Here is a 25632-nt window from a genome sequence, read left to right as displayed (position 1 = left end):
GAAAAGCGCAACGTGCTGACACTACGAAATTTTAGTTTGAAACTAGTTATCGTTCCATTTATAGGATTTAACCATCTTTCTGAGAATTTATAAATATAATTCTTCTATTTTTAAATCAGGCTCAAGTCAACTTGGTGTTACAAGAAAAAAGCGAGCTCATTATGAGCCCGCCTCGACGTGTTGTATTCAATATAAAAATAATCTATCAAAAAGGTGATGGTCGGCTATTTCTTTCGCTTTCCGCGGACGAAACGCAAGCCTCCTCGGCTCAGTTGTCTCTGACAACTGAGCCTGTGGGGTCTCGCTTGTTCCGTTTTTTCCGCAGGAGTCTTCAGAAATAGCCGACCAGTATCCTACTTATTAATTTTAAAGAGAAATGTCTACAGAAGCGCATACTGTTGATTGAAGTGTAGGTCGGCGACTCCAGCGGGAAAAGCGTGTCCAAATGTGACCCCACAGAGAGCGTAGCGAACGAGGAGGCACATGGACCGCCCGCGGAAAGCGTCCGACCGCAACGAAAATCAATAAGCTTCTCTGCATTAAGAATGTTCGTGTTTTCATCCTGTTTCATGACTTGTGTATTTTTGACTATCAATATAAAAAAGCGAGCTCATTATGAGCCCGCTTCCAGGTTATTTCATTTTCTTTTTACCTTGGTTAGTTTTGAGTCCTACTTCATACGTATAGTCTACTGCTGAAGTTTGACCTGGTTTTGCTGCGTATGTCGTAATCATTTTCACATTGCCTTGAGTAAGGAAATTTCGGACTTGTAGTGCCTCTGTTTCCGTTACGTCGAATGGGTTAATGTGCATAACTTTTTGTTGTTCATTACTCCGTGTTTGGATCAGACTGACAGTAAAGTCTACATACTCACCTTTAATTTCAGCAAGTGATTGGAATACATCAGTTGAAGTGCCATCTGCAGAGAAATTACCAAGGTTGATATTTTTAATGAACCAACCACTATCATTGTAACCCCAGTCTGTCAGGTTTCTGAACGATACTAACACATCTTGACCTGCATAAGCTGACAAATCGAATGATTCCGTTGCCCACTCCGTTGCATGCCCTGTAAATCCAGGTACGTTATCTTTGATTGTTGGATGTCCTTCTTCCACGACATCTTCACGCGTGTTTTCATTGGATAATGATGTCCACGTTTGACCATTGTCTGTTGAAACTTGAACGACCCCATAATCCCAGCTCTCTTCGATGTCATAGAAATGATCGAAAGTTAAAGTAGGATTTTCAGTCGGAACTTGTGCGTTGAAAATGAGCGCTTGATCTGCTTCATCCCCATTGTTTGCATGTAAAACTTGCTCGTCTGCATTCAATGGATTGGCAACAGTTTCCCATTGCAATGGAAGGAAATCAACACCGTCAAACTTCAACGAACGAACGTCTTGCTCAAATTCTAAGTCTTTGAAGTCCCCGCCCCATGCCGGTACTCCTTCTTTTTCAAACGTCAAAGCTTTTTCAAAATCGACCGTTTTCCCGCGAGGGTCACCAGCTGCGTTTACTGGCAATTCTCGTAAATCAATACTATCGAATTTGTAATCACTCGACACTTTGTCATTATCTAGTGCCAGAGCCGTCATGAAGTTTTGGTAAACTTCTGTAAATGTTTTATCAGAACCGGCTGCTTTTAAGTGCTGATCGATTGATGCAATCCCTTGAGAAGTGCCATCTACAGCCAATTCACGAATAAAGTCTTTACCGAATTTGTCATACATATAAAGTGTGAACAAGTATGTTTGACCGTAATCCGCAATCGTTTCAGGACCTGTTTCAGCTATACCATGCTCATCCCAGTTGACCAAAGAGTTTTCTGGGTGATCTAAATAGAAGTTAATGGAGCCTTCGCCATGTCCATATCCACCAAGATATTCAGAGAATGTGGACATCCCTTCATTCAGCCATGTCTCTTCAGATCCATCATTATCTGCTTGAATCAAATGTTGAAGTTCATGGATGGTTGTTCCAAAGAAAGTAGACTCGAGACGTGTTTCCCAAGAATTCGTATCAATGGTTACAATATTGCGGTCTGTGTAATTTTCAAGCGTCTGCCAGAAGAATCCTGCTACAAAGAAAGGATAGCTCGGATTATTCCATCCTTCATCTTGGACGTTATCAACGAGCATGATGATTTTGTCTGACCCTTCATAATAATCTTCAGGTAATCCGACCATTCCAGGCAATGGAGAATTAGAGCCATCAAGTGCATCAGGCGTACCGAAGAATTCTGTTGCTACTGGATAAATATTCGAATCAAACTCATCACGCAATTTATCAGCTTGTTCTTGAGTGACAACATCAGCCGGTTTCGGGTTATTCGGACCATAAGCTAAATCATTCGCTACCCAAATCTCCACGTTGTCGCCTACACTGCGTAATGTGAAATCTTTAAATTTCAAATTGCGATTCAAGAACTTCTTCGTACCACCATCAAACGTAAAAGGACTAGCTTCCGAGGCTTTATCTTCTCCGCCAGCTTTTTCATCCGCTTGCGCTCTAATGATGCGGTCGGCTTCTTTTTGGAAGCTTTCGCTGTTTGATAAGTTATTTAACGCCTGATCGATATCAACTCGATCACCGTATTTTGCTGTATTGAAGTTTGCATATGGGCTGGCTGCTTCCACTGGAGTTGCAGTAGCAGGCATCATGAGTGAAGCTGCAAGTGCACCTGTTGATAATACGGAAAACAATTTCTTTTTGTTCAATTTACATTCCCCTCTCGACTATTACAAATTTTCTGTTAATAGTTTGAGAGTTTATTGTAACACTTGTAAAATATCTGAAGAATGAGTTTAATTAATCATTTATAAATGGAAGAATTATCTATCTTTCGGAATAGGTCATCTTCGATTTCTGCCCATTTATAGTTATTTACACACGCATCTAAAGTCTCTCTAATTGTTTCGTCATCCGTGCAATATACCTGTAAATACTCGGTTGCATGTAAGATTTCTTCCTTATATCTTGTTACGATGCCATCTACTAATTTCTGATCTTCTTCATTCAAATCACGGAATTTTCTTACGTCGTAAATTTCGTCACCCGAACGTTCAGGCTCGTATTCATGCGGTGCTGTACTATCAAATAGGATGGTTTGCAGCTCTGGTAACCAAACATAATCAATGCTGTTGCAGTCGAGACCACACCAGCCCCATTGGGTATCAAGACCTACGCTTTCTGCTTTTTCAGCGAAGCCCTTCATTAACGTCGACTTGCCACCACCTGGGTACCCTTTGATGAATATGCGTCTTTTGACCCCTTTAGTTAGGGATGCAAAATGATCTTTTGCCCCTTGAGGCGTTAGTGTCCCCATTAAACGATGTGACCTATTAGGGGTTTTATTGAATTTAAGCGTCGTAAAGGTTTCATCAAACAATGTTTTAGCTTGCGCATCAAAGCCTTCCCAGTCCATCCCTTTTACATATGGAACTTCCCAGTCATCATGAAGTTTTTTTGCGTTTGTTAATGTTTCCAATGCTTTGGCCAACCACTGTTCACTATGCAATGTTTTTTCTCTTAAAAAGCCGCCGTGTTCACGCAACTTGCTTTCATCATATGCCTCGTAGAACGAAATGACATGATGGGTACTGCCATAATATTTAGGTTCAAAAGAAATTGGATGGGCAGCTTGAATAAACAAAATCCGATTGCCTCTTACAAAAGTAGCTTCAATCGTATCTTCATGCAATGGATCGTAAAACCACTCAATATCGTAACCTCGTTTTACATAATGATAGCCAACTTGCCTAAATAATTCCGACAGCTTGAATGTCGGGGGAGATTTAATAAAGTACACTTTTCTCGCTTCATTGATTAAATCGGTATAAATATTTTTTTCACCTTGACCTGTAAAAGCTCGTCCAAACTGATGCGTGATTGTTCCGTTCATCGACTCATCCCTTTCATTATGTTGACTGCATCTACTATATGAAATGGGATGGCAAAACATGAAAAAAGCAGCCACCAAAGTGACCGCCTGAAGTTATTATTTTGAAGTTAGTTGTACAATCCATTTTTGTGATAGCGGCAATGTAAAATGCACGATATACCCGAGTGTCAGTGCAATGATTACAGTCCCCACACCTACTGGCCCACCAAGTAACCATCCTAGTACTGCAACAACTATCTCAATTAGTGTTCGAACACGCTTGACGGTCCACCCCGTCTTTTCAATGAGTATCAGCATGAGGGAATCGCGAGGACCCGCTCCGATATTTGATGCGATATACATGCCAACTCCAAACCCCATCACCGCTACACCTAAAATAAATAAGGCAATTTCAGCAATTGGATTGGCCACGATTGGCAATACCCAGAGAAACATATCAATAAATACCCCAATCAACACCATGTTTAGCCATGTACCAATTGGTGGCCAGCGTTTGAAATAGAGAGAAGTAGAAAGGACAATTAATAAACCGGTGGTAATGGACCAAATGCCAATCGATAAACCAAAGTTAATGAAAAGCCCAACATGTAAAACATCCCATGGACCTATTCCAAGTAATTCACCTCTGATCGTCATCGCGATACCAAGTGCCAGCAGGATTAACCCAACAATAAAAAAACTCCATCGTATGTAAAGAGTGTTTGTCATCTAAAAGTGCCTTCTTTCCATAAAAAATCCATTCACGTTTCGCATGAATGGATTCGAATCAATACTGAATAGTATATCAGCATTCTATTTTTCGTATAGCGGAAAATTATTCTGCTTTAGTTAATGAGACAAATATCCCTTTCGTACAGGATACTAAGTCGCTTGGCTTCAAGTGAATCTGCGTACCGATTTTCCCTGCACTGACAATCATTTTATCCAGTTCTCTCGCACTTTCATCGATGAATGTAGGAAATAATTTTTTCATCCCTAACGGAGAACAGCCTCCCCGTATATAGCCCGTCAACCCAAGCAAATCTTTAACGGGAAGCATTTCCACTTTCTTTTCTCCAGCAGCTTTCGCGGCCGCTTTTAAATTCAGTTCCTGTGCGACAGGAACCAGGAACACGAATACTTTACCTAGTCCAGCAGTAGCAACCAGGGTCTTGAACACTTTTTCAACTGGTTGCTCAATTTTATGCGCAACGGATACGCCGTCAATTTGTCCATCGGCTACTTCATACTCAAATAAGTCATAGCTTATTTTTTGTTGATCTAAAAGTCGGACTGCATTCGTTTTTGTTGGTTTGGAAGACTTGACCATAGACATTCCCTCGATTCGTTAAAACATCATTATTCCTGATTCAATAACTTCTTCAGTGCTTCAGCCATTGCTGTGTTTTGAGGTTCATCCTGTTGTTTCAGGAATTTCTGCACATCTTTTTTATTCGCTTTTGCCCCACCTGAAGATTCACGGCGTTTCTCAAAAGCTGATAATTTTTCCCGATGGCCACATTTGCAGACAAACAGTTTCCCGTCCCCTTCTCCGCGCATTTCCATGCGTTTATGACACACAGGGCAGCGGGCATTGGTTTGCATGGCCACTTGTTTTTTATAGCCACATTCACGATCTTGGCACACCAGCATTTTGCCTCGTTTGCCGTTAACTTCAAGCAAATTCTTTCCGCATGTCGGACACGTTTTGCCAGTGACATTATCATGCTTGAACTTTTGATCACTTTGTTTGATTTGCGTTACGACTGTTTTCGAAAAGCTCACCATATCCTTCATGAATTGTTCCTTTTTCATTGTACCCTTGGCAATTTTCGTCAATCGCTGTTCCCACTCACCCGTTAAGGACGGGGATTTTAAATCCTCCGGAACCAATTCAAGCAACTGTCTTCCTATGGAAGTCGTGTAAATATCTTTGCCTTTCTTTTCGATGACAAAGCTATTGAATAACTTTTCAATAATATCCGCACGTGTCGCTACTGTTCCGAGCCCACCTGTTTCGACTGCCGTTTGAATAATGTCTTTTGATTCCCCTGCCATGAAGGCTGAAGGATTTTCCATTGCCGCAAGCAACGTCCCTTCATTGAAACGAGCTGGAGGTTTTGTTTCGCCTTGAGTCATAGAAATCGCACGTATTTCAATGGAATCGCCTTTTTGTACAGGAGGCAATGTACTTTCCGTATCGCTATCTTTGTCTTCTTGGTAAACACTTTTCCAACCTTCGTCACGAACGGTTTTTCCTTTTGCCGTAAATGTTTCTCCAAGCACTTCCAATGTTATGACCGTTTGATCATATGCGTATGGAGGCAGGAACACGGCTAAAAATCTTTTGACGATCAAGTCATATAATTTACGTTCTTTATCCGATAAGTTTTGCAAAACTGGTGATTCCTCAGTCGGGATAATGGCATGGTGATCGCTCACTCTCGCATCATCGATTACACCTTTTTGAGGCTGGATGGTCGATGAACGCAATATACTGTTCGTTGCCGCTCTGTATGGCTGCAGGTCGACAGCTTTAATTCGTTCATTTAATGTCGACTTCATATCGCTGGACAGATGTTTTGAGTCCGTACGAGGATACGTCACGATTTTATGGCGTTCATAAAGACCTTGCAACGTGGACAGCGTTTCTTTCGCTGACCAGCCAAAAAGACGATGGCCTTCTTTTTGCAATTCCGTCAAATCAAACAACGGCGGTGCAGGCTGCTTTTTCGGTGTTGTTTGAATGGACTTAATCGTGCCTTCCTTGCTCTTGTCCAATTTCTTTAGAATCTGCTCGACCTGATCTTTATTGAAATTGCTCGTTTGATTGTTCGGCCCAAATGACCACGTATAGGTCGCCTCTTTCGTTAATGCCTGTAAACCGTAATACGTTTTAGATGTAAAGTCGCGAATTTGTTTTTCGCGTGCCGCAATCATTGCAAGCGTTGGTGTTTGCACACGACCAGTAGACAGCTGCGCATTGTATTTCACGGTCAGTGCACGTGTTGCATTGATGCCCACTACCCAGTCCGCTTCTGCTCGGGCAACTGCCGCTTCATACAAATGTTCATATGCTCGTCCGTCTTTCAGTTCACGGAAACCTTTCTGAATGGCTTGATCCGTTACCGAAGAAATCCATAATCGTTTGACCGGCTTACGGCTTTTCGCCTTCTCCAGAATCCAACGGGCCACAAGCTCTCCTTCACGACCAGCATCAGTCGCGATAATAACCTCTTTAACATCCGCTCGGTTCAGTTGTGCTTTGACCGCATTGAATTGCTTCATTGTTTGTTTGATCGGTACCAGCTTGAATGGCTGAGGCAAGATTGGCAAATCCTCCAGTTTCCATTCTTTATAGCTGTTATCATACTGTTCCGGATCCGCATGCGTGACCAAATGGCCGAGTGCCCATGTCACAATATATTGTGTTCCTTCTAAAAAGCCATTTCCTTTTTTATGACAACCGAGGACGCGAGCGATATCGCGTGCTACGGATGGTTTTTCTGCAAGTACTACTGATTTTGACAAAGTGTCCGCCCCTTTCTTACATTCATTCATTATAACGGAAAAAGATTCTTTTCTAAAATGAATCGTCGTTATGGCAATGGGTTTGGTCGATTCGTGATTTGAAAGGGTCTATTCGCGTTCAGGACAGTTCTATTCGCGAAAACCGTGATTGAACCCCGTCTTAAAAATCAAACAAAAAACCACTTCGCATGGTTTTCGCGAAGTGGTCCAATTGTCTTTTAAGGTTTGTCGATTGTATCTTTTGATAAATGTTTGCTCATTTCTACATATTGAACAAATACGCGAGCGAGTTCACGCAAGCGGTCATGCACATCTTCATCGGTGATGACATTGCCTTCACCGAAATGGCTGCTCGTTGTGTACACATAATTCGGTGTCACAAGGCAACGGAAGTAATCTAGGATTGGCTTCAATTGGTTTTCAATGACTAGGTGATGCTGGAACGTTCCACCATTTGCGACGATTGAAACGGGTTTATATCGCATCGTTCGCGGGTGCAGCATATCGAATGCATTTTTCAGGACACCCGGAATCGACCCTTGGAAAATCGGTGTGGCTAACACATATCCATCCGCTTCTTCAAACTCTCGAACTAAGCGACGCATATCATCGTTGTATTCACCGAGTGGTCGACCGTCAACAAATTGATGGTTAAAATCGGCCAGCTTGATTATTTCTAGATTGAGCTCATCATTTAATTGTTCAATATATATTTTCACTTGCTCCAGAACCGCTCCAGTTTTGGAGCCAATAATGGTGCCGTCTATAAGCAAAATTTTCATGTGCATTCTCCTTCAAAGACTTTTCTCTTATGAGTTCAAAAAGGAATTTGAACTTCTATACCCTCATTGTATCAAAAAGAAAATCCTTGCCCTAAGCACCATGTGCTGAAAGTACACAAGTTCATTCTTTTGGCGGAGACTGTTTGGCACGATCTGCTTCCAGTCGTTCCTGAACTTTCATGATTTCTTTTGTAGGAGACGTCAAACTCACAACAGTATCACCAGAAGTGGCTTGAAGTTCTTTATTTGCAGTGAAGAATACTATATCTCCATTTTCTTTCATGATGTAGAGAAGCAAGGTATCTTCTTCACGGTCACGCAAATAGTTCGTATACGTGTACTGCTCGGTGATTGGCGTTTTACGAATGATTTGACCTCTGACTATCCGCTCGTTCAACTGGTATATGGTCTCTTGTTGATTGAACAAAATGCGTCCGCCAAGCGATTGATGGAAATCGTTTGAGTCTCCTTGATGTAGGGCAGTTTGGAACAATGCTTTGCGTCCCAATTCAGGTACGAAGTTAGAACAAACGAGCGCATTGTAGGAGTCCACTTCAGTAGCTGCTATCATCAATGGGTACGGTGTCAAATCCACGTTATACTCCGTCTGTTCAGAAAGAATTTCTCCTACTTGAGAATTTAATCCGAGTTTACGGGCTTCACTTAAGTGTTCGAAGGAATTGTCCATAATGAGCACTTGATGTTTGAGGTCGTGAATTGATTTGGCTAATTGTGTAGTAAATCGATTCGCTCCGACAATCAATACGCCTGGACTTTCAGAAGAAGCTAAATTTAATTTTCTCGCTAGCCAACTGATTGTAAATCCGTGAGCCACTACCTTCGAAAAGGCAAGTGCAAACGTCAGTGCAACCAAGATATCTGCATCTTCATAGCCTTTTTCTAACATAACCGTGGCAAAATAACCCGATACCGTCAAAGCCACAATCCCTCTCGGCGCAATCCAGCCAATCAGCGTTTTCTCCTTATTCGTCAAATCAGTACCGATGGTCGATAACCAAATGGATAATGGTCTCACGATAAAGAGCATGGCTAATACAAACGTGATAATTTGCCAATCAAAAATTCTTAATAAAGTTTGAGGGTGCAAAGAAGCAGTCAGCATCACAAAAATACTGGAAATCAATAATACTGAAATATTTTCTTTGAAATGTCGCATGTCTTGAATTGAGGCAATATGCATATTCGCCATGGTAATCCCCATAGCAGTCACCGCTAGTAAACCTGTTTCGTGCATGATTTCATCAGATAGGACGAAAGTGAACAGTACAACTGCGAAAACCAATGGTGATTTCAAAAATTCAGGGACATTGCCATTCTCGAACATCCAGCCTAAGGCACGTCCTGCTCCCCAGCCTAGTAGTCCGGCAAATGCGGATGCAGCAAAGAAAATAAGCAAGGCTCTCAGCGTTACTTCATCATTAATAAATTGAATGAATTCAAATGCAAAAACGGCTAAGAGCGCGCCAAAAGGATCGACAACTATGCCTTCCCATTTTAATATTGCGGCTGGTTTCGGCTTGAGTTTGGCCTGTCTGAGCAATGGCAGGATAACAGTCGGTCCCGTCACGATAAATAATCCCCCGATGACAAAGGCAACTGCCCATGAAAGTCCGGCTAAATAATGGGCTGCTAAAGATCCCGCAATCCAAGCAATAAATGCACCCAAAGTTACGATGCGTAGGAGAGGTTTATTAAATCCTTTGATTTCCCTGAAATCCAGATTCAAACTGCCTTCAAAAAGAATAATGGCTACCGCTAGTGAAATAATGGGGCCGAATAAATCCCCGAAGCTTTCTTGCGGGTTGATAAATCCAAGAATCGGGCCAACAAGTAGTCCTGCAATCGACATTAAGACAATCGCTGGCATTCTGAAACGCCATGCAAACCACTGTGAGGCGATTCCTAAAAAAATGACGAACATTAAATCAAATAAGAGCGAATCAAACATGAAATCAAATCACCTCTTTACTTATTCCTTATTTAATTTGTGCAATTGTTTCAGAATCATAAATAGCAACCGTTCTTGACGGCTTTTTCAAGGCGATTTTCATCATAGCAAACGCCACTTGCTTCGCTTCAATTGAACGGTATTTTCTCAACGGACCAACGAACGCCGGTTTTAACACGTTCATCGCCATTTCTCCGAATCGTTCCCCTAAACGGAATTCTTCTCGGTTTCCGGTTAACAATGAAGGTCTGAAAATGGAGACGTGTGGTAGGGACAGCATCGAGACTTTATCTTCCATCGTTCCCTTTACTCGGTTGTAATAGACATTGGAATCAGGATTTGCTCCCATTGCCGAAATGACCAGCATATGCTTGACGCCTTGTGTTTGCGCAAATTTCCCCATTTGGATAGGCGCAATTAAATCGACTTGCTCAAAAGCTTCTTTCGATCCCGCTTTTTTCATTGTCGACCCAAGACAGCAAAAGAAATCATCTACTCCGACAAAATCATCTTTGGTCACTTGATTCAGATTTTTGACTTTCGTGACTAACTTCGGATGGCTATAGGCAATTGCTTTACGGACGATGATGGTGACTTTTTCATAATTGTCATTTTCACAGAGAAATTTGACGAGTTGTGAACCTGTAAGTCCTGATGCTCCTGCGATTATTGCTGTTCTTTTTTCCAACTTCATCACTCCAGTCTTTTAATCTAGTATTATGAGTTTACCATATGCTGGTGCAAATTCTGAACAATTACTCATACAGCGGTTGTCGTTCCCATACGTTAAATAGAAGATGAAAGGTGGGAATGAAATGAGCAACCAAATTCAACAAAAAACCATTTTATTTACAATTGGACGGGCTGGCTATCCCGTCACGAGGTGTATTCACATTGCAAAGTTACTAGCTTCTCATCGAATTTTATTTGCGGCCCCTGAAAAACAAACAGCAGTTCTTCGTACCCTCGATCAACAGGGCTTTGCCCCACTCTCATATGCTCGAAACGCCGATTTAAAGAAATTATTAATTGAACATGAGCCTGATATGGTCATTACCGATGGCTATGATACGGATATTGATGAAGGAAAAATGTACGCTTCGCTTGTGCCGCTCACTCTTCATTTTGACGACTTTGGAGAAGGCGGAAAAGCTGCAACACATGTTGTTCACTCCTTGTACCGAGAAGATCGCGAACCCGTCCCTTCCCATTATGTTGTTGGACCAGCAGGTTTTGTGGTACCTGACGAATTGGAGCCATATGCAAATTCCGGCCTTAAACATGCACCAGCACTTCCACTTCCCCATGTTGTGGTCACATTTGCCGATGAAGATGTAGATAATCTATCTTATCGTACGTTGCGTCATTTGCTGCATTTACAAATTCCATTGGCCATTACAGTCGCTCTACATTCCAGCTATCGTCACAGTCGGGATGATTTGAAGCTAATGGCGTTAGGACGCAAGCAAACCCGCATTGTCGAATGTGACGATCCAATTCAGCTAATTAGTGAATCCGATTTGGTCATTTGTGATGCTAGCTTCACTCCTTACCACGTCGCAGTCATTGGCAAACCATGTATCGTGATAGCTGAAGATGAAAAAGAAGCGCAACATGCTTTTCCTAAAGAGGCAAATGGGTTCATTTATTTGGGGCTTGGCCGTAAATTGAAACAATCCCATTTACAAAATGCCGTGATGGAAAACATTCTTCATCCTAACCGGAGTGTAAGGGCAATCAAAAAGCAACTGTCATTGAAGCTTCACTTAAACAATGCAAACATGCAACGATTTATAGAAAAAATCATCCAGGAAGAAGTACGAGAAATCACCAGATAACTCATTCGTGTGATACAATAGGTGAAAAAAGAGGAGTTTCTCTTACATGACTGCACAAGAAATTCAAGCACAAATTGCCGAACTGAAAATGGATTATGTACGTTTGCAAGGCGATATGGAGAAGCTGGAGTCCACTGGGCATCCCGGCATGATCGAAAAAGCCGAGCAACGTTTAGCAAATATGGAAGTACAACTCGCAGAACTAAACAAAAAGCTCGCGGCGCTGTAAGCCTGCGAGCTTTCTTTATGGAGGAATGGAATCATGGCATTATTGACAGTTGAAAATCTCGGTCACTCATTTGGCGACCGTACACTATTTAAAGACGTATCTTTCCGCTTGATTGAAGGAGAACACGTAGGGCTTGTAGGAGCTAACGGTGTAGGGAAATCTACATTAATGAGCATCATTACAGGCGAAACGATTTATGATTCAGGTCGTGTAGAATGGCTACCTGGAACACATTATGGCTATTTGGATCAGCATACACGACTCGAACAAGGTCGTTCGATGCGCGATACATTGCGTGACGCGTTCTTGCCACTATACAAAAAAGAAGCAGAAATGAATGAAATCACCGGCAAAATGGGTGAAGCAACGCCTGAAGAATTGGAAGATTTACTCGAGCAAATGGCCGATATTCAAGATGCACTTGATGCGGGTGATTTTTACACGCTTGATATGAAAATAGAAGAAATTGCACGTGGTCTAGGACTGGATGCGATTGGATTAGATCGCCCTGTGTCGGCTTTATCTGGTGGACAGCGAACGAAAGTATTGTTAGCAAAACTGTTACTTGAAAAGCCAAAAGTATTGTTGCTGGATGAGCCTACCAACTACTTGGATGAAGAACATATTGGCTGGTTAACGAATTACCTGAAAAATTACCCTCACTGTTTCCTATTAATTTCGCATGATACGGAATTTATGAACGGAATCGTTGATGTAATTTTCCAACTGGAGTTCTCGAAGTTATCCCGTTTCACAGCATCTTATGAAAAGTTCCTTGAGCTTGCTGAAATTAACAAACGTCAGCATATTGATGCATATGAAAAACAACAGGACTTCATCAAGAAGCAAGAAGACTTTATTGCAAAAAATAAAGCACGTTATTCTACTACTGGCCGTGCCAAGTCACGTCAGAAACAGTTGGACCGTATTGAGCGAATCGACCGTCCGGAAACGGCAGCGAAACCTCAGTTTGGTTTCAAAGAGTCACGTAGCCCAAGTCGTTACGTAGTGGAAGCGGAAAACTTATTGATCGGGTATGACAAGCCGCTACTGCCACCATTATCGTTCTCGATTGAACGCGGTGAAAAGATTGCCTTAGTCGGAATGAACGGTGTCGGTAAATCGACATTGCTTAAGACCATGCTTGGTAAAGTGAATCCACTCGGCGGCAGCGTACGACGTGGTGATTTCCTTAATATTTCTTACTTTGAACAAGAAGTTAGAGCCGACAATGTGACGCCGATCGAAGAGATCTGGAAAACGTATCCGAGTATGGAACAAAGCCAAGTGCGCGCAGCATTGGCACGTACAGGATTGAAAAACGAACATATTTCACGTCCAATGAACAGTTTGAGTGGTGGCGAACAAGCGAAAGTCCGTCTATGTAAGCTGATGATGGAAGAAAGCAACTGGTTGCTTTTCGATGAGCCGACGAACCATTTAGACATCCATGCAAAAGAAGAACTGAAACGTGCGATGAGCGAATACAAAGGTACCATCGTATTAGTTAGCCATGAACCTGACTTTTATGAAGGTTTAGTAACGAAAATTTGGAACGTGGAAGACTGGTTCCAAACCGGTGTACATGTAGACGATTCAGATAAATAATTGTTTAAGAAAAGGCCGCTGTCTATCAGCGGTCTTTTTTATTTGGATGAGGTGATAGGTGATTTCTCTATTTTGCAGGGGGATATCTAGATTTCACTATGATTTATCTCCAATTCACGGTGGATATCTAGAATTCGTTGGTAGTTTTCTAGAATTCGCATTCATTTATCTAGATTTCACGAAATTACGCATTCCTGTGCGAGAGTTGACGACGATACGAAAAACCCTGCGAGGCAATAGCTCGCAGGGTTTCATATCATCAATAGGTAGTTACTTTGATAGCTTTTTGGAATGTATAAATCCATCTTTGCCACCAGGTAAACTCATCTTGGAATTCATCCATATCGACCGTGTACATAGCATCTTCATTGTTCCAAAGACGTTCAAAATAGTCTTCCATTTCACCTGCTAGTTCGCTGTCATTCGGTGCGACCACACGTAAATTACTTTCTAAATTATAATTATCTAATGTCCGTTCCGTGTAGTTTGCAGAACCATTGGAAATAACAGTTTGTTTATCTGTCTGAATCCAAATGGCTTTTGAATGATACTGTCCTATTACTGTGTTGTACCAACGAACTTTTATCTTTCCTTTAGTATCTTCAACCATTTCTTGTACGACAGGGCGATTTGGTAAGCCTGACTTTTCCTGACCGAATGAGTTTTCATTCGGATCCAAAATCATATTAATTTCTACTCCTCGATTCGCTGCATCAATTAACTCGTTTACAATCCCGCGTTTGGCAATAAAGAACATGCCGAGCCACACTTTATCACCTTCTTTGGTCTCAGCCAAATCTTTCAATAAAGCATCCACAATCTTCTTCTCGGTAACATATTGAACTTCATATTGTCCTTCACTTTCTTCAGCTTGGATACGTGGAAGTTCAGGTCCTCCAGAGTAGAGCGAAACGGCTTCTTCCGCTTCTAAAATATCGTTAATGACAGGTCCTGATACTTTTAATGCAATATTGCCATGGAATCCACTTGCATCATGAGGATTCGAAGATGTTACCATTGCTTCTTTTTCAGTCACCACTGCTTTCCGATGATTGGCTTTGACGTTCAGTAATGTCATGTAAGACGCGATGGTCATTTTTGGCGCATCACTTGCCATTGCATTGTCAATCCAGCCCTTGCCACCGATATCAAACCATTGGAATACCGTACGGTAAATTCCTGAATAGATGGGGGTTGAATCACGCAAAGGATCTAAATCCGTATATACAATTTCCACTCCCGCTTCACGCATTTTTTTGAACCATTCATTTTCATAAGAACCATATCCACGGTTGAGCGGATCCGTAATAAACACGATTGGCATATCTGGATTTTCTTTCTTTTTATCTGCTAATGTCGTAGACAATGTATCAGCAATTTTAGGGAAATCTTCTTTTTCATCGTAGTAACCATCAACTAAGAAAAAATCCACTACAACAAATTCTTCTGCCTCATCAATCATGGTGTAAACTTCATCAAATATATTATTTTCGTGCACCATACCTTTGCCTTTTTGATCTTGAGCAAAAGTTAAGTCGGTAATCATTTCGATTTGGTCGGTTTTGTGTAGGTCCCCTGCATAGGAAATTCCTTCTGGCAGCGGTTTAAATGTGTGCCACATAATAGCTGCGATATATATAAGAGCAAAAACTCCCAATGATCCTATTATAATCCGTTTTCTCTTGCTCCATTGCTTGCGCGGCTTGTTGGCCATACGCCGTTCCCCCTTGAACCGTGATTGTTTTTTACTACGTTATTCCCTAGTTCGAAAATTAACAAACCGCATTTGAGGTACACAACCATATATTTTTCATTGCAAGTGCTTTGGAATGGGTTTTGTTTTCGCTACGCTACTGTTTGGAAAGTAGAAACCGTATCAATGGCTAGTACACTTGGATATTGAGACGTAGATTCAACCTAGCTAGAGTTTGTGAAAAATTTAACGCTCATACTGGCTGAGACAATCCCTTTAGAGTAGACACTCAATAAACCGCCCATACTGTAAAAATAGGCATTATTACATTTAGGAGGCGGAAGTTTATGAGAACGAAAAAGGTACCTTATGGGTTTGATTTGAAAAAAGAAGTGGTTGAGCTATTTTTTGAGGGTCATTCGGCTGTAGATTTAGCAAAACGATTTGAGTTAAGTAATCGAAGACGTGTTACAGAGTGGGTAAAACAAGTACGGGAAGCAGGAACTTTTGAAGTGTTGCGTGATATGCGAGGCCTTGGAAACAAAGGACGTACTAAGGCATCCAAGGAATCACTGGAGGAAGAAATTGTACGTCTTAACTTAGAATTGTCATATCTAAAAAAGCTTATAAATCTGCAAGGGCGGTGAGCGTTTATGATGAAGATTTTGAATTTATCCTTGCCCACAAAGAGCAATATCCAGTTAAGCAACTTGTGAAAATAACATCACTATCCCGTTCGGGATTTTATAAAAAATTGAACAAAAGTAATACCAGAACACAGGAACAAAAAGATAAACCCCTCCTAAATATGATGTTATCTATATACATTACACATGGAGGAAACCTAGGGAACACACGATTTAAAGATGAACTTTTCAATAAATATAATATCGTAGTGAATATAAAGCGTATCGCTAGAATGAGACGAATGTACAACCTGCCACTAAAAACCATGAAGAGAAAATATAAAGTACGTAATCATTTACATGTGTTAGTGGATAATTTATTAAATAGAAATTTCAGAGCAATAAAGCCGGGAGTCAAGTTTAGTATTGATATCACTTATTTAGAAGTGTTGAAGCCACATAAAAACTTTCTTTTTCTATGTGCTATTAAAGATCTCTATAACAATGAAATTGTCGCGTATAGCATTGGGCAAAATCAAACGATCTCACTTGTTTATGCGGCTTTGAAGCAGTTAAAAGAAAAAGGATTTGTAAAAGGTGCCATCCTTCATAGCGATCAAGGGGCACAATTCACAAATCCTAGCTACAGAAATCGATTAAAAGAAATGCATCTCACACAATCCATGTCCCGCAGAGGCAACTGCTGGGACAATGCATGTATTGAAAGTTTCTTTGGTAAATTAAAAACCGAAATGCCTGGTTTTTCAATACCTGAAACCGAAGAAGAGATGATCAAATCAGTAACCAATTATATTACTTATTATAACGAAGTGAGACCACAATTGAAATTTAAAATGAGCCCTGTGGCTCATCGATTAAAATTAGAAGCGTAAGGTGATTTCCGAACAGAAAGAAATCGAGCGTGGAAACGAGAATGACGTGTAGTAACTTTACTTGGAGTGGCGGGCATGATAGCCTCTTCAGGCTTAGCCAGTTTTCTTTAAACTGGCTTCTTGGCGATTAAGTCATGCCCGCAGAGGCTCCAAGTCAAGTTACCATTGGATATCTCATCAACGTAAATCAATTGGATCAAAAGATGAACGAGCGGTTTATATAGTGTCTACTTGACAGGGAGTATGTCAGGCGTGTTTGTCGCTCACACTGGAGATTTATCGCTCATTTTGAGGATTTATCGCTCATACAGAACTTTTCGCTCAAATACGTCTCATTGCCAAGTTGACTTGCAGAAACTATGAGCACTCGTCACTCACAGAAAAGAGTCTGGAGCGAATTAGCGGAAGGCTCCCATTCAGGTTTAAAGATTTAATGATACAGAACCTTTTATCGCTCAAACACGTCTCATTATCCAGTAGACTTGATGAGAAATAGCTCTGTGATACTTTTGTTTTCGCTACGCTCCTGTTTAATTCCCTCTACACAAAAAAACACAGTCGCGAGGACTGTGTTTTCATTTCATTAGGCAGGCAAATATTCAATAGCAGTTGTATCTGCAATCATCATTTCTTTCAAACGTTGTTTTGCACGGAAAAGACGAGATTTAACGGTCCCGATTGACACTTTCATCAAGTCGGCAATTTCAACGAGTGAATATTGATAGACATAAAAATATAAGACCGTTGTTTTATAGATATTATCCAATTCGCCAATTTTCTGTTGAACCATTTGCGACAAGTCATGCTTTTCCAACAAATCTTCAGCCGTCATCGTATCACATGGAACTAAGTCCAATACGGGAACTTCTAATTGATCTGGTTGGTTCATCACGTGTTTGCTGCGTCGCACATTTTTGCGGTAACGATCGCGGAACGTATTCATGCAAATGGTCGTCAACCAAGCTTTGATATGATCAACATCCTTAACATATGATTCGTAGCGGACCACTTTAACCCATACTTCCTGCATTAAATCTTCCGCTTCCGTTTGATTGCGTGTCAGTTTCAAACATAAATGATATATATAACGGTTATATTCCTCATACACTTGTTCCAATTGTCCGTTCATCCGATGTGTCCTCCGTTCATTTCTTGCTGTTGTCTTCATTTTGCCAAAAACAAACCTTACGCTCTATCGGATTCACTTTCAAAATACTTACAAACGTGTAAGACTGAAATTCGGAACAAGATTTTCCCTATGACGTGTAATCGCAGAAGCAACTGAATTGCAAACTCTAAAGCATATGTGAAACGTAAAAAAAAAAAGCTGAATGACTATTCGTCATCCAGCACTTCTTCGTCTTTAGTTTCTTTAATTGTAATGGTTAATTGCATGATTCGGTTGCGGTCCATCTCGTTTACTTCAAAGTGAAGATTTTCGTAGTTGAACTGCTCGCCGCTATCTGGCATGTGGCCTAACTGTTGAAGGACAAAGCCACCAATTGTATCGTGATCATTTGGAATTTCGACTTTGAACATTTCATTGACGTCTTCAATTTCCAGGCGACCGTGACAAATGAGACGATGTTCCGTCATTTCATAGACTAAAATGTCTTCATCTTCATCTGATTCATCTTCGATTTCCTGACCAATCATTTCTTCAATGATGTCTTCGTGTGTAACGATACCTAGTGTCCCGCCGTACTCATCCAGAACGATGGCCATATGTTTCTTCTTCGCCAGCATTTGTTTGAAGACTTTTTCGACGCTGACTGATTGAACAACAAACAATGGATCGCGGTCAATTAATTCATCCAGCTCCATTGTCGGGTCCATTGACCATTCAATCAATGTTTTCGAATAGAACATGCCGACAATGTGATCCATGCTTTCTTCATATACAGGGTAGCGTGTGTAGTAATGTTCCAAAATGACATCGCGTACTTCTTCATATGTAGCATTCGTTGGAATACCGACGATTTCCGTTCGGTGAGTTTCCAATACATCTTGTACATCTTTATGTGGGAAATCTAAAACGCCTTTTAAACGTTCCGATTCTTCTTCTTCAAAAGTACCTTCAGTTGAAGCGATATCTACCATCGAACGAAGTTCTTCTTTCGTCAGCGTCGCTTCTTTTACAGCCCCTTTTGAAATAATGCGAATGAACACATTCGTAAACTTCGCAATCAAGAAAGTAAGCGGGCGTAAAATTTGAACAAGAAAAGCAATGATTGGTGCCACAATGTAAGCGATACGATCGGCGAATGTCACGGCAATCGTTTTCGGAAGAACTTCTCCAAAAATAATGATGATTATCGTTAAAACAGCCGTTGCGATAGCAATGTCCCAATCATAATTGATTGCAATCAATGTCAACAATGTTGGCATTGCAATGTTTACAATATTGTTCCCAATTAAAATCGTTGTAATCATGCGGTCCGGTTTCGCAATCAACATGAGGAGTTTCTGCGACATCCTATCCCCTTGCTCAGCACGAAGCTGGACCTTCATCCTATTTACTGCTGTTAGTGCCGTTTCACTGCCTGAAAAGAAAAACGACAACACTAAACTAATGGCTAAACCTATAAATTCCATTAACCGTATTTCCTCCTATATGAGTCAAAAAAATCCGCTCAATTTCTAGTAGTCTTATCATATCATATTCCGAATTTACATGTCTCATTTCCCACTCTATATAACTAGGAAAAGAATGTGCTATACTATTTCCATTCACGAAATTTTGCGAAAAGAGGGGTTTCCATGAGCCATTTATCATCATTGAACACGTATTTTGAAACGAAGCGCGAAGAGCATTTAGAGGAATTAAAACAGTTTTTGCGTATTCCTAGTATCAGTGCATTATCCGATCATAAAGAAGACATGAAAACAGCTGCGGAATGGTTAGCTGAATCGATGAAATCAGTTGGATTGGAAAACGTTTCAATCGATGAAACGAAAGGTCATCCTGTAGTATATGCAGATTGGATGCATGCCGAAGGAAAACCGACTCTTTTAATTTATGGACATTATGATGTTCAACCTGTTGACCCATTGAACTTATGGGAATCAGAACCTTTCAATCCTCAAGTCCGTGACAATAAGTTATTTGCACGTGGTGCGAGTGATGATAAAGGACAAGTTTATATGCATGTGAAAGCGGTAGAAGCGCTGTTACAAACAGAAGGTAAGCTTCCTGTGAACGTTAAATTCTGTATTGAAGGCGAAGAAGAAATCGGTAGCCCGAACTTACCAGAATATGTTGAGGCGAATACGGAAAAACTTGCAGCTGATATCATTGTCATTTCAGACACAGGCATGCAAGGTCCAGGAAAACCTGCGGTATGTTACGGCTTACGCGGCCTAACTGGTGTTCAAATCGAAGTTAAAGGCGCAAAGGGTGATCTTCATTCAGGCCTTTACGGTGGTAGCGTACAAAATGCGATTCATGCATTGGTAGCAGTGCTGGATTCTTTCCGCGATGAAGAAGGAACCATCCAAGTAGAAGGTTTCTACGACAACGTCAGAGCTGTAACGGATGAAGAACGTGCTGCCTATGCTGCACTGGACTTTAATGAAGAAGCATTGAAAGAAGAACTGGGTGTGAATGCTTTATTCGGTGAAAAAGGCTATACACACTTGGAGCGCACATGGGTGCGTCCTACTTTGGAAATCAATGGCGTCTTCGGTGGATTCTCTGGAGAAGGTATTAAAACGGTACTTCCTGCAGAAGCTGGCGCAAAAATCACGTGTCGTTTAGTTCCTGACCAAGATCCAGATGAAATCGTCGAGAAATTGAAAGCTCATATTGAAAAGCATAAACCGGTTGGAGTTACGGTCGAAGTAACAGAGTTTGATAAAGGCAAACCATTTATCACACCATTTGACCATCCGGCAATTCAAGCAGCTGGTCGTTCATATGAAAAAGTATATAATGTGCCAACAGCTTATGTTCGTGGTGGCGGCTCTATTCCGATTGTTGCCGCTTTCGATGAAATCCTTGGATACCCTGTCGTTCTTATGGGCTTCGGACTCGCTTCTGAAAATTTCCATGCGCCAAATGAACATTTCCATTTAGAAAACTTTGATCAAGGTCTTCGCGTAATTGGCGATTACTATCATGAAATTGCACAATTCACTTCACAAGACTTGAAAAAATAAGGCAATAAGAAAATCCCGGTTCTCGCAAATAATGCGATGAACCGGGATTTTTTAGTTGTTTGATGAGAAAAATGTTACGAACTCGTCTACTTCTTTACGAGGTCTTGCTTTTGGCATTTCATCGAAATAACCCAACTGCAACATGCTGATGATGCGTTCACCCGGCTTCACGCCTAGCGCTTCACGGAATTTAGGAGCATCAAGGAATGGTGGTGTTTTCCAACAAGAGCCAATCCCCAAATCCCATGCCAATAATTGCGCATTTTGAATATAGGCACTTGCAGCTGCATAGTCTTCCAATCGTTCTTTTTGGCGTACATCTTCTGGAACAATGACAAATGCATAAGCTCCCGGAGCAGTAAATTTCTTCATTTGTTTTGTTAACTCGTCTTCAGAAAGATCTTTCCACTTTGTAACGCCAAACTCTCTCAAAACTGTATGTAGATCGGCCAATTCTTTACCACAAGCCGCAACCACTCTCCATGGTTCACGATTTCCGTGATTCGGTGCCCATTTAGCATCTTCCAGAACCGTCATTAATGTTTCGCGTTCTACAGGTTGTCCATTGAAATTTTTGACCGAGCGACGTTGAATTATTGCTTCGCGTACTGATAAAGATTGTTCATTCATGTGTGTAAGTTCCCCTTTTCACTATCTAGTTAAAACCAAAAGTGTGCGATCACACCTAAAATAATTACGTGGAAAATCTGATCGACCATTATGCAGAGCCATTTTGTTTCCTGGCCTTCCGTTCGCATGACGTGTTTTACCCACCATGCAACAAATAGGCGTTTGTCCAATACCAAATGACTAAAGAATAGAAGAACGATTGCTCCGATCGGCAACAAGCCGCCTCCTAAAAACGCAACAGCAATTAGTGACATTGTATAAACGATACAATGAACAATTAAAGGAACCCACTTAGTCGCCTTTAGCCTTGCCATCCAACTGGTTTGGAACAAAAAATCGCCTATTAGATGACCTATGAGCAAATAACTGAATATCGTCATCCAAGCTTCCTCCACATGGCGAAAAATCCTCTTCGCGTCAGTTATCCATACTATATGATTCACTAAACCTATGGTAATATTACCATACCAACAATTTCCTATAAAAATCAAACCATGTTTTATGGCAGGAAGGATTTTCGATATGTTTAAAAATGACTCAACTCCTAAATCTCATGCTCAAAACGAACTGCCATCAGAAGAATTGCTTGCGGTCATTTTTGAATATATGGGGAAAATCACTGCTGAAACAGATTTAGATAAATTACTCATGATTCTAGCCGATTTAGGGAAGCGTCTTGTTCTCGCAGATCGCTGCACAGTGTGGCTTCACAATTCGGAAAATCATCAACTATGGACTATTGTAGCACATGGGATAGACCCTGTTATCATTCCCGATGAAAGTGGGTTCATAGGTCACAGCTTTTCCACTGGACAATCCATTATTGTGGAAGATGCTTATACGGATGATCGGTTCAATCCGGCGATTGACCAAGCCACTGGCTACCGGACTAAATCGGTGCTGTGCATTCCATTTCGCAATGCGGAAGGGATTGTCATTGGCGCTTTCCAGGCAATAAATAAACAGACTGAAAGCGAAACGTTCAATGAGCGGGATTTAGAGATTTTAACATTGGCTGCCTCCTATTCTGGCAAGTCATTGGAATCTTCCATGTTACGCAATGAATTAATTGAAACGCAAAAAGAAATGATTGAAACGATGGGTGAAATCGGGGAAAGCCGTTCACAGGAAACCGGTAATCATGTGAAGCGTGTCGCAAAGTATTCCTATCAGCTAGCTAAATTAGCCGGTGTGCCAGAGATGCAAGCCAGATTGCTGAAGCACGCTTCACCGATGCACGATATTGGCAAAGTAGCCATTCCGGACACCATTTTGTTAAAACCAGGTGCTTTAACTTCAGAAGAATTTGCTTTGATGCAAACACATACGACCATTGGCTACAATGTATTTAAGCATTCGAAGCGTGAATTACTGCGGACTGCTGCCATCATCGCACATGAACATCACGAGAAATGGGACGGTAGCGGATATCCTAACGGGCTGAAAGAAACTGAGATTCATATATTTGGCAGAATCACTGCCATTGCTGATGTATTCGATGCCTTGTCCAGCGAGCGTGTATACAAACGCGCTTGGCCGATTCCAAAAGTATTGAACTATCTTGAGGAACAACGTGGCAAGCATTTCGATCCCAATTTGATTGATTTATTTTTCCAAAACCTCGATACATTCCTTGAAATACGTACGAAATATTCCGAAGAAAGTGCAGGAGACTGAAGATGAGCAACACTGTTCTATTTCATGAAGAACGAGAATTTGACTTGTCGATTGAAGAACTGTGGACATTGCTCTCCGATACAAATCATCTGAACGATTACATCGGACTTTTCCCTGTTCAATTTTCGACCTTTTCATACGACAGCAATGTTTTGCACCGAAATGCCGAAGCAAAAGCATTCGGTCTCATCAAAACGGAGTGGCGTGAACATGCATTTGAGTGGGTTAAAAATTCCCATTATGTGATTGAAAGAATCTATTCAGTTGGCCCTGTTTCTCGTGCCTTATGGACGGTCAGAATGGAACGTGTCACGCCCAATCGCACCCGCCTTATTCTGGATTCTGATTTCACCATTCGTAATGTTGTTGGAAGAGTCGTATTAAAAACGGTGATCATTCCTCAACTTCGACGAATCTTTCCTTACTCCCTAGCTTTTCAGGAAAATAAATCTTCGGACGAGCCAAGACCTCAGAAAAAACAGGCTGTTTCTGTGAATGCAGACAGACTCAACTTGCTGGCAGAGCGTCTTCGTGCAACATTTTCAAACGAACAAATGATACATAGCCTATTACATATGATTCGCACGCATACCGACGATGAAGTGAGTCACCTAAAGCCTCTGAAATGGGCACATGATCGTGGATATTCAAAACGCGAAACGATTGAACTGTTTTTGCTTGCAACGAAAGCTGGTATTTTGAATCAGCAATGGAGCTTAATGTGTCCGAACTGCCGTGTGCCAAAAGAACAAACCACTTCTTTGAAACAATTGAATAATACGGTACATTGCGATTTATGTGGTGTGGATTTCGAAATGAATTTCGATCGCTACGTGGAAATGCAGTTCGTCATCAACCCTTCCATTCGGAAGACGGATGAGACATTATTTTGTCTGAACGGACCGATGAATTCTCCTCATGTCGTTTCACAATTGCGCATTCCACCGGGTGAACGCCGCACGATGGACCTGTCACGATGGCCACAGGAGTTGCGACTTCGCGTTGTGAAATTTAATCATAGTGTGGAATTCGAAGACGAATCCCCTGCTGAGGATGCAACTTTGATGTATACGGAGTCTGGATTTAATCGAGTGACGATGAAATGTGTGGATGAAGTGAATATTTTCAATCAAGCGCAACATGAAATTGTCGTTGCCCTGGAAGAGACGGAATGGGATTCATTTGCATTGACCGCCCGGGAAGTGACATCGCTACAGTTATTCCGAGATTTATTTGCAACGGAAGTTCTATCACCTGACCAGCAAATTGGTGTTGGTGAAATGACGATTTTATTTACGGATTTGAAAGGCTCCACTAAATTGTACGAAGCAATCGGTGACGCTCTTGCCTATTCTGATGTGAAAAAGCACTTTGATTATTTAAAACAACATATACAAGCTCATCGCGGTGCCATTATTAAGACCATTGGAGATTCCGTGATGGCCGGTTTTTATGAAGATACTTTGGCATTAAAAGCTTCTCACGCAATTCAGTCCAATGTAGCTGAGTTAAATGCTTCGCTATCTAAGCCGATTTCGATCAAATTAGGCTTCTACAGCGGTCCCGTCATTGCCGTTAATGCCAATGACATCCTCGATTATTTTGGTCGCACCGTTAATATGGCAGCGCGGATCCAAAACCAAAGTACAGGTGACGACATCGTCATAAGTGAGCGGGGTTATCAGGATTTAGTAAGAAATCCTGCGTCCCAACAACTGCTATTGGATTATTCAGTGGAACCTTTTGAAGCGTCTTTGCAAGGCATTGATGGTGCATTTTCGTTAGTGCGATTGAAAAGGAATTGATTGGATTGATGATGGCTCAACTTTTTTATAAAATAATCTTAATCAATTGAGAAACAACCTGCCAATGATGAAATTTTGGCAGGTTGTTTCTATTTCGTGCAAAGTGAAGCTGATTTTATGTTGTCGATTGAGGCTGAGAGGAGGAAACCTGACTCTTGAGTGTGCTAATCGGTGTTGACGTAGGAAAAATCGAGGGTGACGTAGGAATTATTGACGTTGACGTAGGAAAAATCGAAGCTCACGTTGTAATAGCATCTTTTAGCACCATTGTCCTCTAATAAGAAAAAACAAAAACCACGCCGGGGCGTGG

General features: G+C 41.3%; 22 protein-coding genes. 9 read left to right on the top strand and 13 right to left on the bottom strand.

From position 1 onward, the window contains the following. Positions 1-632: 632 nt before the first annotated feature. The 8 genes from M9R32_RS12925 to M9R32_RS12890 form a co-directional block, all read right to left on the bottom strand. Entirely contained in the window at positions 633-2720 is a 2088-nt protein-coding gene (locus M9R32_RS12925) for an immune inhibitor A domain-containing protein (RefSeq protein WP_269927154.1), read from the bottom strand. A 95-nt stretch (positions 2721-2815) separates the two neighbouring features. After that, the gene (locus M9R32_RS12920) at positions 2816-3904 is read right to left on the bottom strand and encodes a hypothetical protein (protein ID WP_269927153.1); all 1089 of its coding nucleotides are present in this window, start codon (positions 3902-3904) and stop codon (positions 2816-2818) included. Between the two features lie 96 nt (positions 3905-4000). Further along, entirely contained in the window at positions 4001-4612 is a 612-nt protein-coding gene (locus M9R32_RS12915; RefSeq protein WP_269927152.1) for a YczE/YyaS/YitT family protein, read from the bottom strand. Positions 4613-4718: 106 nt separating this feature from the next. Further along, on the bottom strand, positions 4719-5213 hold the full coding sequence (ybaK, locus tag M9R32_RS12910) for a Cys-tRNA(Pro) deacylase (protein ID WP_269927151.1): 495 nt from the start codon (positions 5211-5213) through the stop codon (positions 4719-4721). A gap of 29 nt (positions 5214-5242) precedes the next feature. Further along, positions 5243-7414, bottom strand: coding sequence for a DNA topoisomerase III (locus M9R32_RS12905; protein ID WP_269927150.1), 2172 nt, complete (start codon positions 7412-7414; stop codon positions 5243-5245). Positions 7415-7632: 218 nt separating this feature from the next. After that, complete coding sequence (locus M9R32_RS12900) at positions 7633-8196, bottom strand: NADPH-dependent FMN reductase (protein WP_269927149.1); 564 nt, start codon at positions 8194-8196, stop codon at positions 7633-7635. Between the two features lie 121 nt (positions 8197-8317). Further along, entirely contained in the window at positions 8318-10165 is a 1848-nt protein-coding gene (locus M9R32_RS12895; RefSeq protein WP_269927148.1) for a cation:proton antiporter, read from the bottom strand. Between the two features lie 28 nt (positions 10166-10193). Next, the gene (locus M9R32_RS12890; RefSeq protein WP_269927147.1) at positions 10194-10859 is read right to left on the bottom strand and encodes an NAD(P)H-binding protein; all 666 of its coding nucleotides are present in this window, start codon (positions 10857-10859) and stop codon (positions 10194-10196) included. Positions 10860-10980: 121 nt separating this feature from the next. Between M9R32_RS12890 and M9R32_RS12885 the strand changes: the two genes are divergently transcribed. The 3 genes from M9R32_RS12885 to M9R32_RS12875 are packed head-to-tail and all read left to right on the top strand — an operon-like array spanning position 10981 to position 13840. After that, on the top strand, positions 10981-12003 hold the full coding sequence (locus M9R32_RS12885) for a hypothetical protein (RefSeq protein ID WP_269927146.1): 1023 nt from the start codon (positions 10981-10983) through the stop codon (positions 12001-12003). Positions 12004-12049: 46 nt separating this feature from the next. Then, on the top strand, positions 12050-12232 hold the full coding sequence (locus tag M9R32_RS12880; protein ID WP_269927145.1) for an SE1832 family protein: 183 nt from the start codon (positions 12050-12052) through the stop codon (positions 12230-12232). Positions 12233-12265: 33 nt separating this feature from the next. Further along, complete coding sequence (locus tag M9R32_RS12875; protein ID WP_269927144.1) at positions 12266-13840, top strand: ABC-F family ATP-binding cassette domain-containing protein; 1575 nt, start codon at positions 12266-12268, stop codon at positions 13838-13840. 259 nt (positions 13841-14099) lie between these two features. Here M9R32_RS12875 and M9R32_RS12870 read toward each other — a convergent pair whose 3' ends face one another. Then, complete coding sequence (locus tag M9R32_RS12870) at positions 14100-15554, bottom strand: phospholipase D family protein (protein ID WP_269927143.1); 1455 nt, start codon at positions 15552-15554, stop codon at positions 14100-14102. A 326-nt stretch (positions 15555-15880) separates the two neighbouring features. On the opposite strand from M9R32_RS12870, the gene M9R32_RS12865 reads away from it, so the two are divergent. Together M9R32_RS12865 and M9R32_RS12860 are read left to right on the top strand one after the other, a co-directional pair. After that, complete coding sequence (locus tag M9R32_RS12865; protein ID WP_269927142.1) at positions 15881-16180, top strand: helix-turn-helix domain-containing protein; 300 nt, start codon at positions 15881-15883, stop codon at positions 16178-16180. Next, positions 16177-17052, top strand: coding sequence for an IS3 family transposase (locus M9R32_RS12860; protein WP_269927141.1), 876 nt, complete (start codon positions 16177-16179; stop codon positions 17050-17052). The genes M9R32_RS12865 and M9R32_RS12860 overlap by 4 nt, the downstream gene beginning before the upstream one ends. Positions 17053-17635: 583 nt before the next feature. On the opposite strand, the gene M9R32_RS12855 is transcribed toward M9R32_RS12860, so the two are convergent. Beyond that, positions 17636-18181, bottom strand: a complete 546-nt coding sequence (locus M9R32_RS12855; protein ID WP_269927140.1) for an RNA polymerase sigma factor — start codon at positions 18179-18181, stop codon at positions 17636-17638. A gap of 206 nt (positions 18182-18387) precedes the next feature. After that, positions 18388-19647: a hemolysin family protein gene (locus tag M9R32_RS12850; protein WP_269927139.1), complete on the bottom strand. Its 1260-nt coding sequence runs from the start codon at positions 19645-19647 to the stop codon at positions 18388-18390. Between the two features lie 165 nt (positions 19648-19812). On the opposite strand from M9R32_RS12850, the gene M9R32_RS12845 reads away from it, so the two are divergent. Next, positions 19813-21210 (top strand): dipeptidase, encoded by a 1398-nt coding sequence (locus M9R32_RS12845; protein ID WP_269927138.1) that lies wholly within the window; start codon positions 19813-19815, stop codon positions 21208-21210. 51 nt (positions 21211-21261) lie between these two features. Here the strand turns inward: M9R32_RS12845 and M9R32_RS12840 are convergent, their stop codons facing one another. Together M9R32_RS12840 and M9R32_RS12835 are read right to left on the bottom strand one after the other, a co-directional pair. Then, positions 21262-21840, bottom strand: coding sequence for a nitroreductase family protein (locus M9R32_RS12840; RefSeq protein ID WP_269927137.1), 579 nt, complete (start codon positions 21838-21840; stop codon positions 21262-21264). 29 nt (positions 21841-21869) lie between these two features. Next, positions 21870-22220, bottom strand: coding sequence for a DUF3307 domain-containing protein (locus M9R32_RS12835; RefSeq protein WP_269927136.1), 351 nt, complete (start codon positions 22218-22220; stop codon positions 21870-21872). Positions 22221-22362: 142 nt separating this feature from the next. Between M9R32_RS12835 and M9R32_RS12830 the strand changes: the two genes are divergently transcribed. The 3 genes from M9R32_RS12830 (at position 22363) to M9R32_RS12820 (ending at position 25600) form a co-directional block, all read left to right on the top strand. After that, complete coding sequence (locus M9R32_RS12830) at positions 22363-23517, top strand: HD domain-containing phosphohydrolase (RefSeq protein WP_269927135.1); 1155 nt, start codon at positions 22363-22365, stop codon at positions 23515-23517. A gap of 2 nt (positions 23518-23519) precedes the next feature. After that, positions 23520-25322, top strand: coding sequence for an adenylate/guanylate cyclase domain-containing protein (locus M9R32_RS12825; RefSeq protein WP_269927134.1), 1803 nt, complete (start codon positions 23520-23522; stop codon positions 25320-25322). Between the two features lie 155 nt (positions 25323-25477). Beyond that, positions 25478-25600, top strand: a complete 123-nt coding sequence (locus tag M9R32_RS12820; RefSeq protein ID WP_269927133.1) for a hypothetical protein — start codon at positions 25478-25480, stop codon at positions 25598-25600. Positions 25601-25632: the final 32 nt, after the last annotated feature.

The organism is Paenisporosarcina quisquiliarum (genome assembly GCF_027563315.1).
GTDB classification, from domain to species: Bacteria; Bacillota; Bacilli; order Bacillales_A; family Planococcaceae; genus Paenisporosarcina; species Paenisporosarcina quisquiliarum.
The sequence above is the reverse complement of the archived record's forward strand: the minus strand, read 5'-3'. Positions and strand labels throughout refer to the sequence as shown.

Coding starts and splice junctions, on each gene's coding strand:
- M9R32_RS12920 (WP_269927153.1), bottom strand. CDS start 3,904: ATGAACGGAACAATCACGCATCAGTTTGGACGAGCTTTTACAGGTCAA.
- M9R32_RS12900 (WP_269927149.1), bottom strand. CDS start 8,196: ATGAAAATTTTGCTTATAGACGGCACCATTATTGGCTCCAAAACTGGA.
- M9R32_RS12870 (WP_269927143.1), bottom strand. CDS start 15,554: ATGGCCAACAAGCCGCGCAAGCAATGGAGCAAGAGAAAACGGATTATA.
- M9R32_RS12845 (WP_269927138.1), top strand. CDS start 19,813: ATGAGCCATTTATCATCATTGAACACGTATTTTGAAACGAAGCGCGAA.
- ybaK (WP_269927151.1), bottom strand. CDS start 5,213: ATGGTCAAGTCTTCCAAACCAACAAAAACGAATGCAGTCCGACTTTTA.
- M9R32_RS12890 (WP_269927147.1), bottom strand. CDS start 10,859: ATGAAGTTGGAAAAAAGAACAGCAATAATCGCAGGAGCATCAGGACTT.
- M9R32_RS12875 (WP_269927144.1), top strand. CDS start 12,266: ATGGCATTATTGACAGTTGAAAATCTCGGTCACTCATTTGGCGACCGT.
- M9R32_RS12895 (WP_269927148.1), bottom strand. CDS start 10,165: ATGTTTGATTCGCTCTTATTTGATTTAATGTTCGTCATTTTTTTAGGA.
- M9R32_RS12825 (WP_269927134.1), top strand. CDS start 23,520: ATGAGCAACACTGTTCTATTTCATGAAGAACGAGAATTTGACTTGTCG.
- M9R32_RS12880 (WP_269927145.1), top strand. CDS start 12,050: ATGACTGCACAAGAAATTCAAGCACAAATTGCCGAACTGAAAATGGAT.
- M9R32_RS12855 (WP_269927140.1), bottom strand. CDS start 18,181: ATGAACGGACAATTGGAACAAGTGTATGAGGAATATAACCGTTATATA.
- M9R32_RS12835 (WP_269927136.1), bottom strand. CDS start 22,220: ATGACGATATTCAGTTATTTGCTCATAGGTCATCTAATAGGCGATTTT.
- M9R32_RS12865 (WP_269927142.1), top strand. CDS start 15,881: ATGAGAACGAAAAAGGTACCTTATGGGTTTGATTTGAAAAAAGAAGTG.
- M9R32_RS12885 (WP_269927146.1), top strand. CDS start 10,981: ATGAGCAACCAAATTCAACAAAAAACCATTTTATTTACAATTGGACGG.
- M9R32_RS12840 (WP_269927137.1), bottom strand. CDS start 21,840: ATGAATGAACAATCTTTATCAGTACGCGAAGCAATAATTCAACGTCGC.
- M9R32_RS12850 (WP_269927139.1), bottom strand. CDS start 19,647: ATGGAATTTATAGGTTTAGCCATTAGTTTAGTGTTGTCGTTTTTCTTT.
- M9R32_RS12830 (WP_269927135.1), top strand. CDS start 22,363: ATGTTTAAAAATGACTCAACTCCTAAATCTCATGCTCAAAACGAACTG.
- M9R32_RS12915 (WP_269927152.1), bottom strand. CDS start 4,612: ATGACAAACACTCTTTACATACGATGGAGTTTTTTTATTGTTGGGTTA.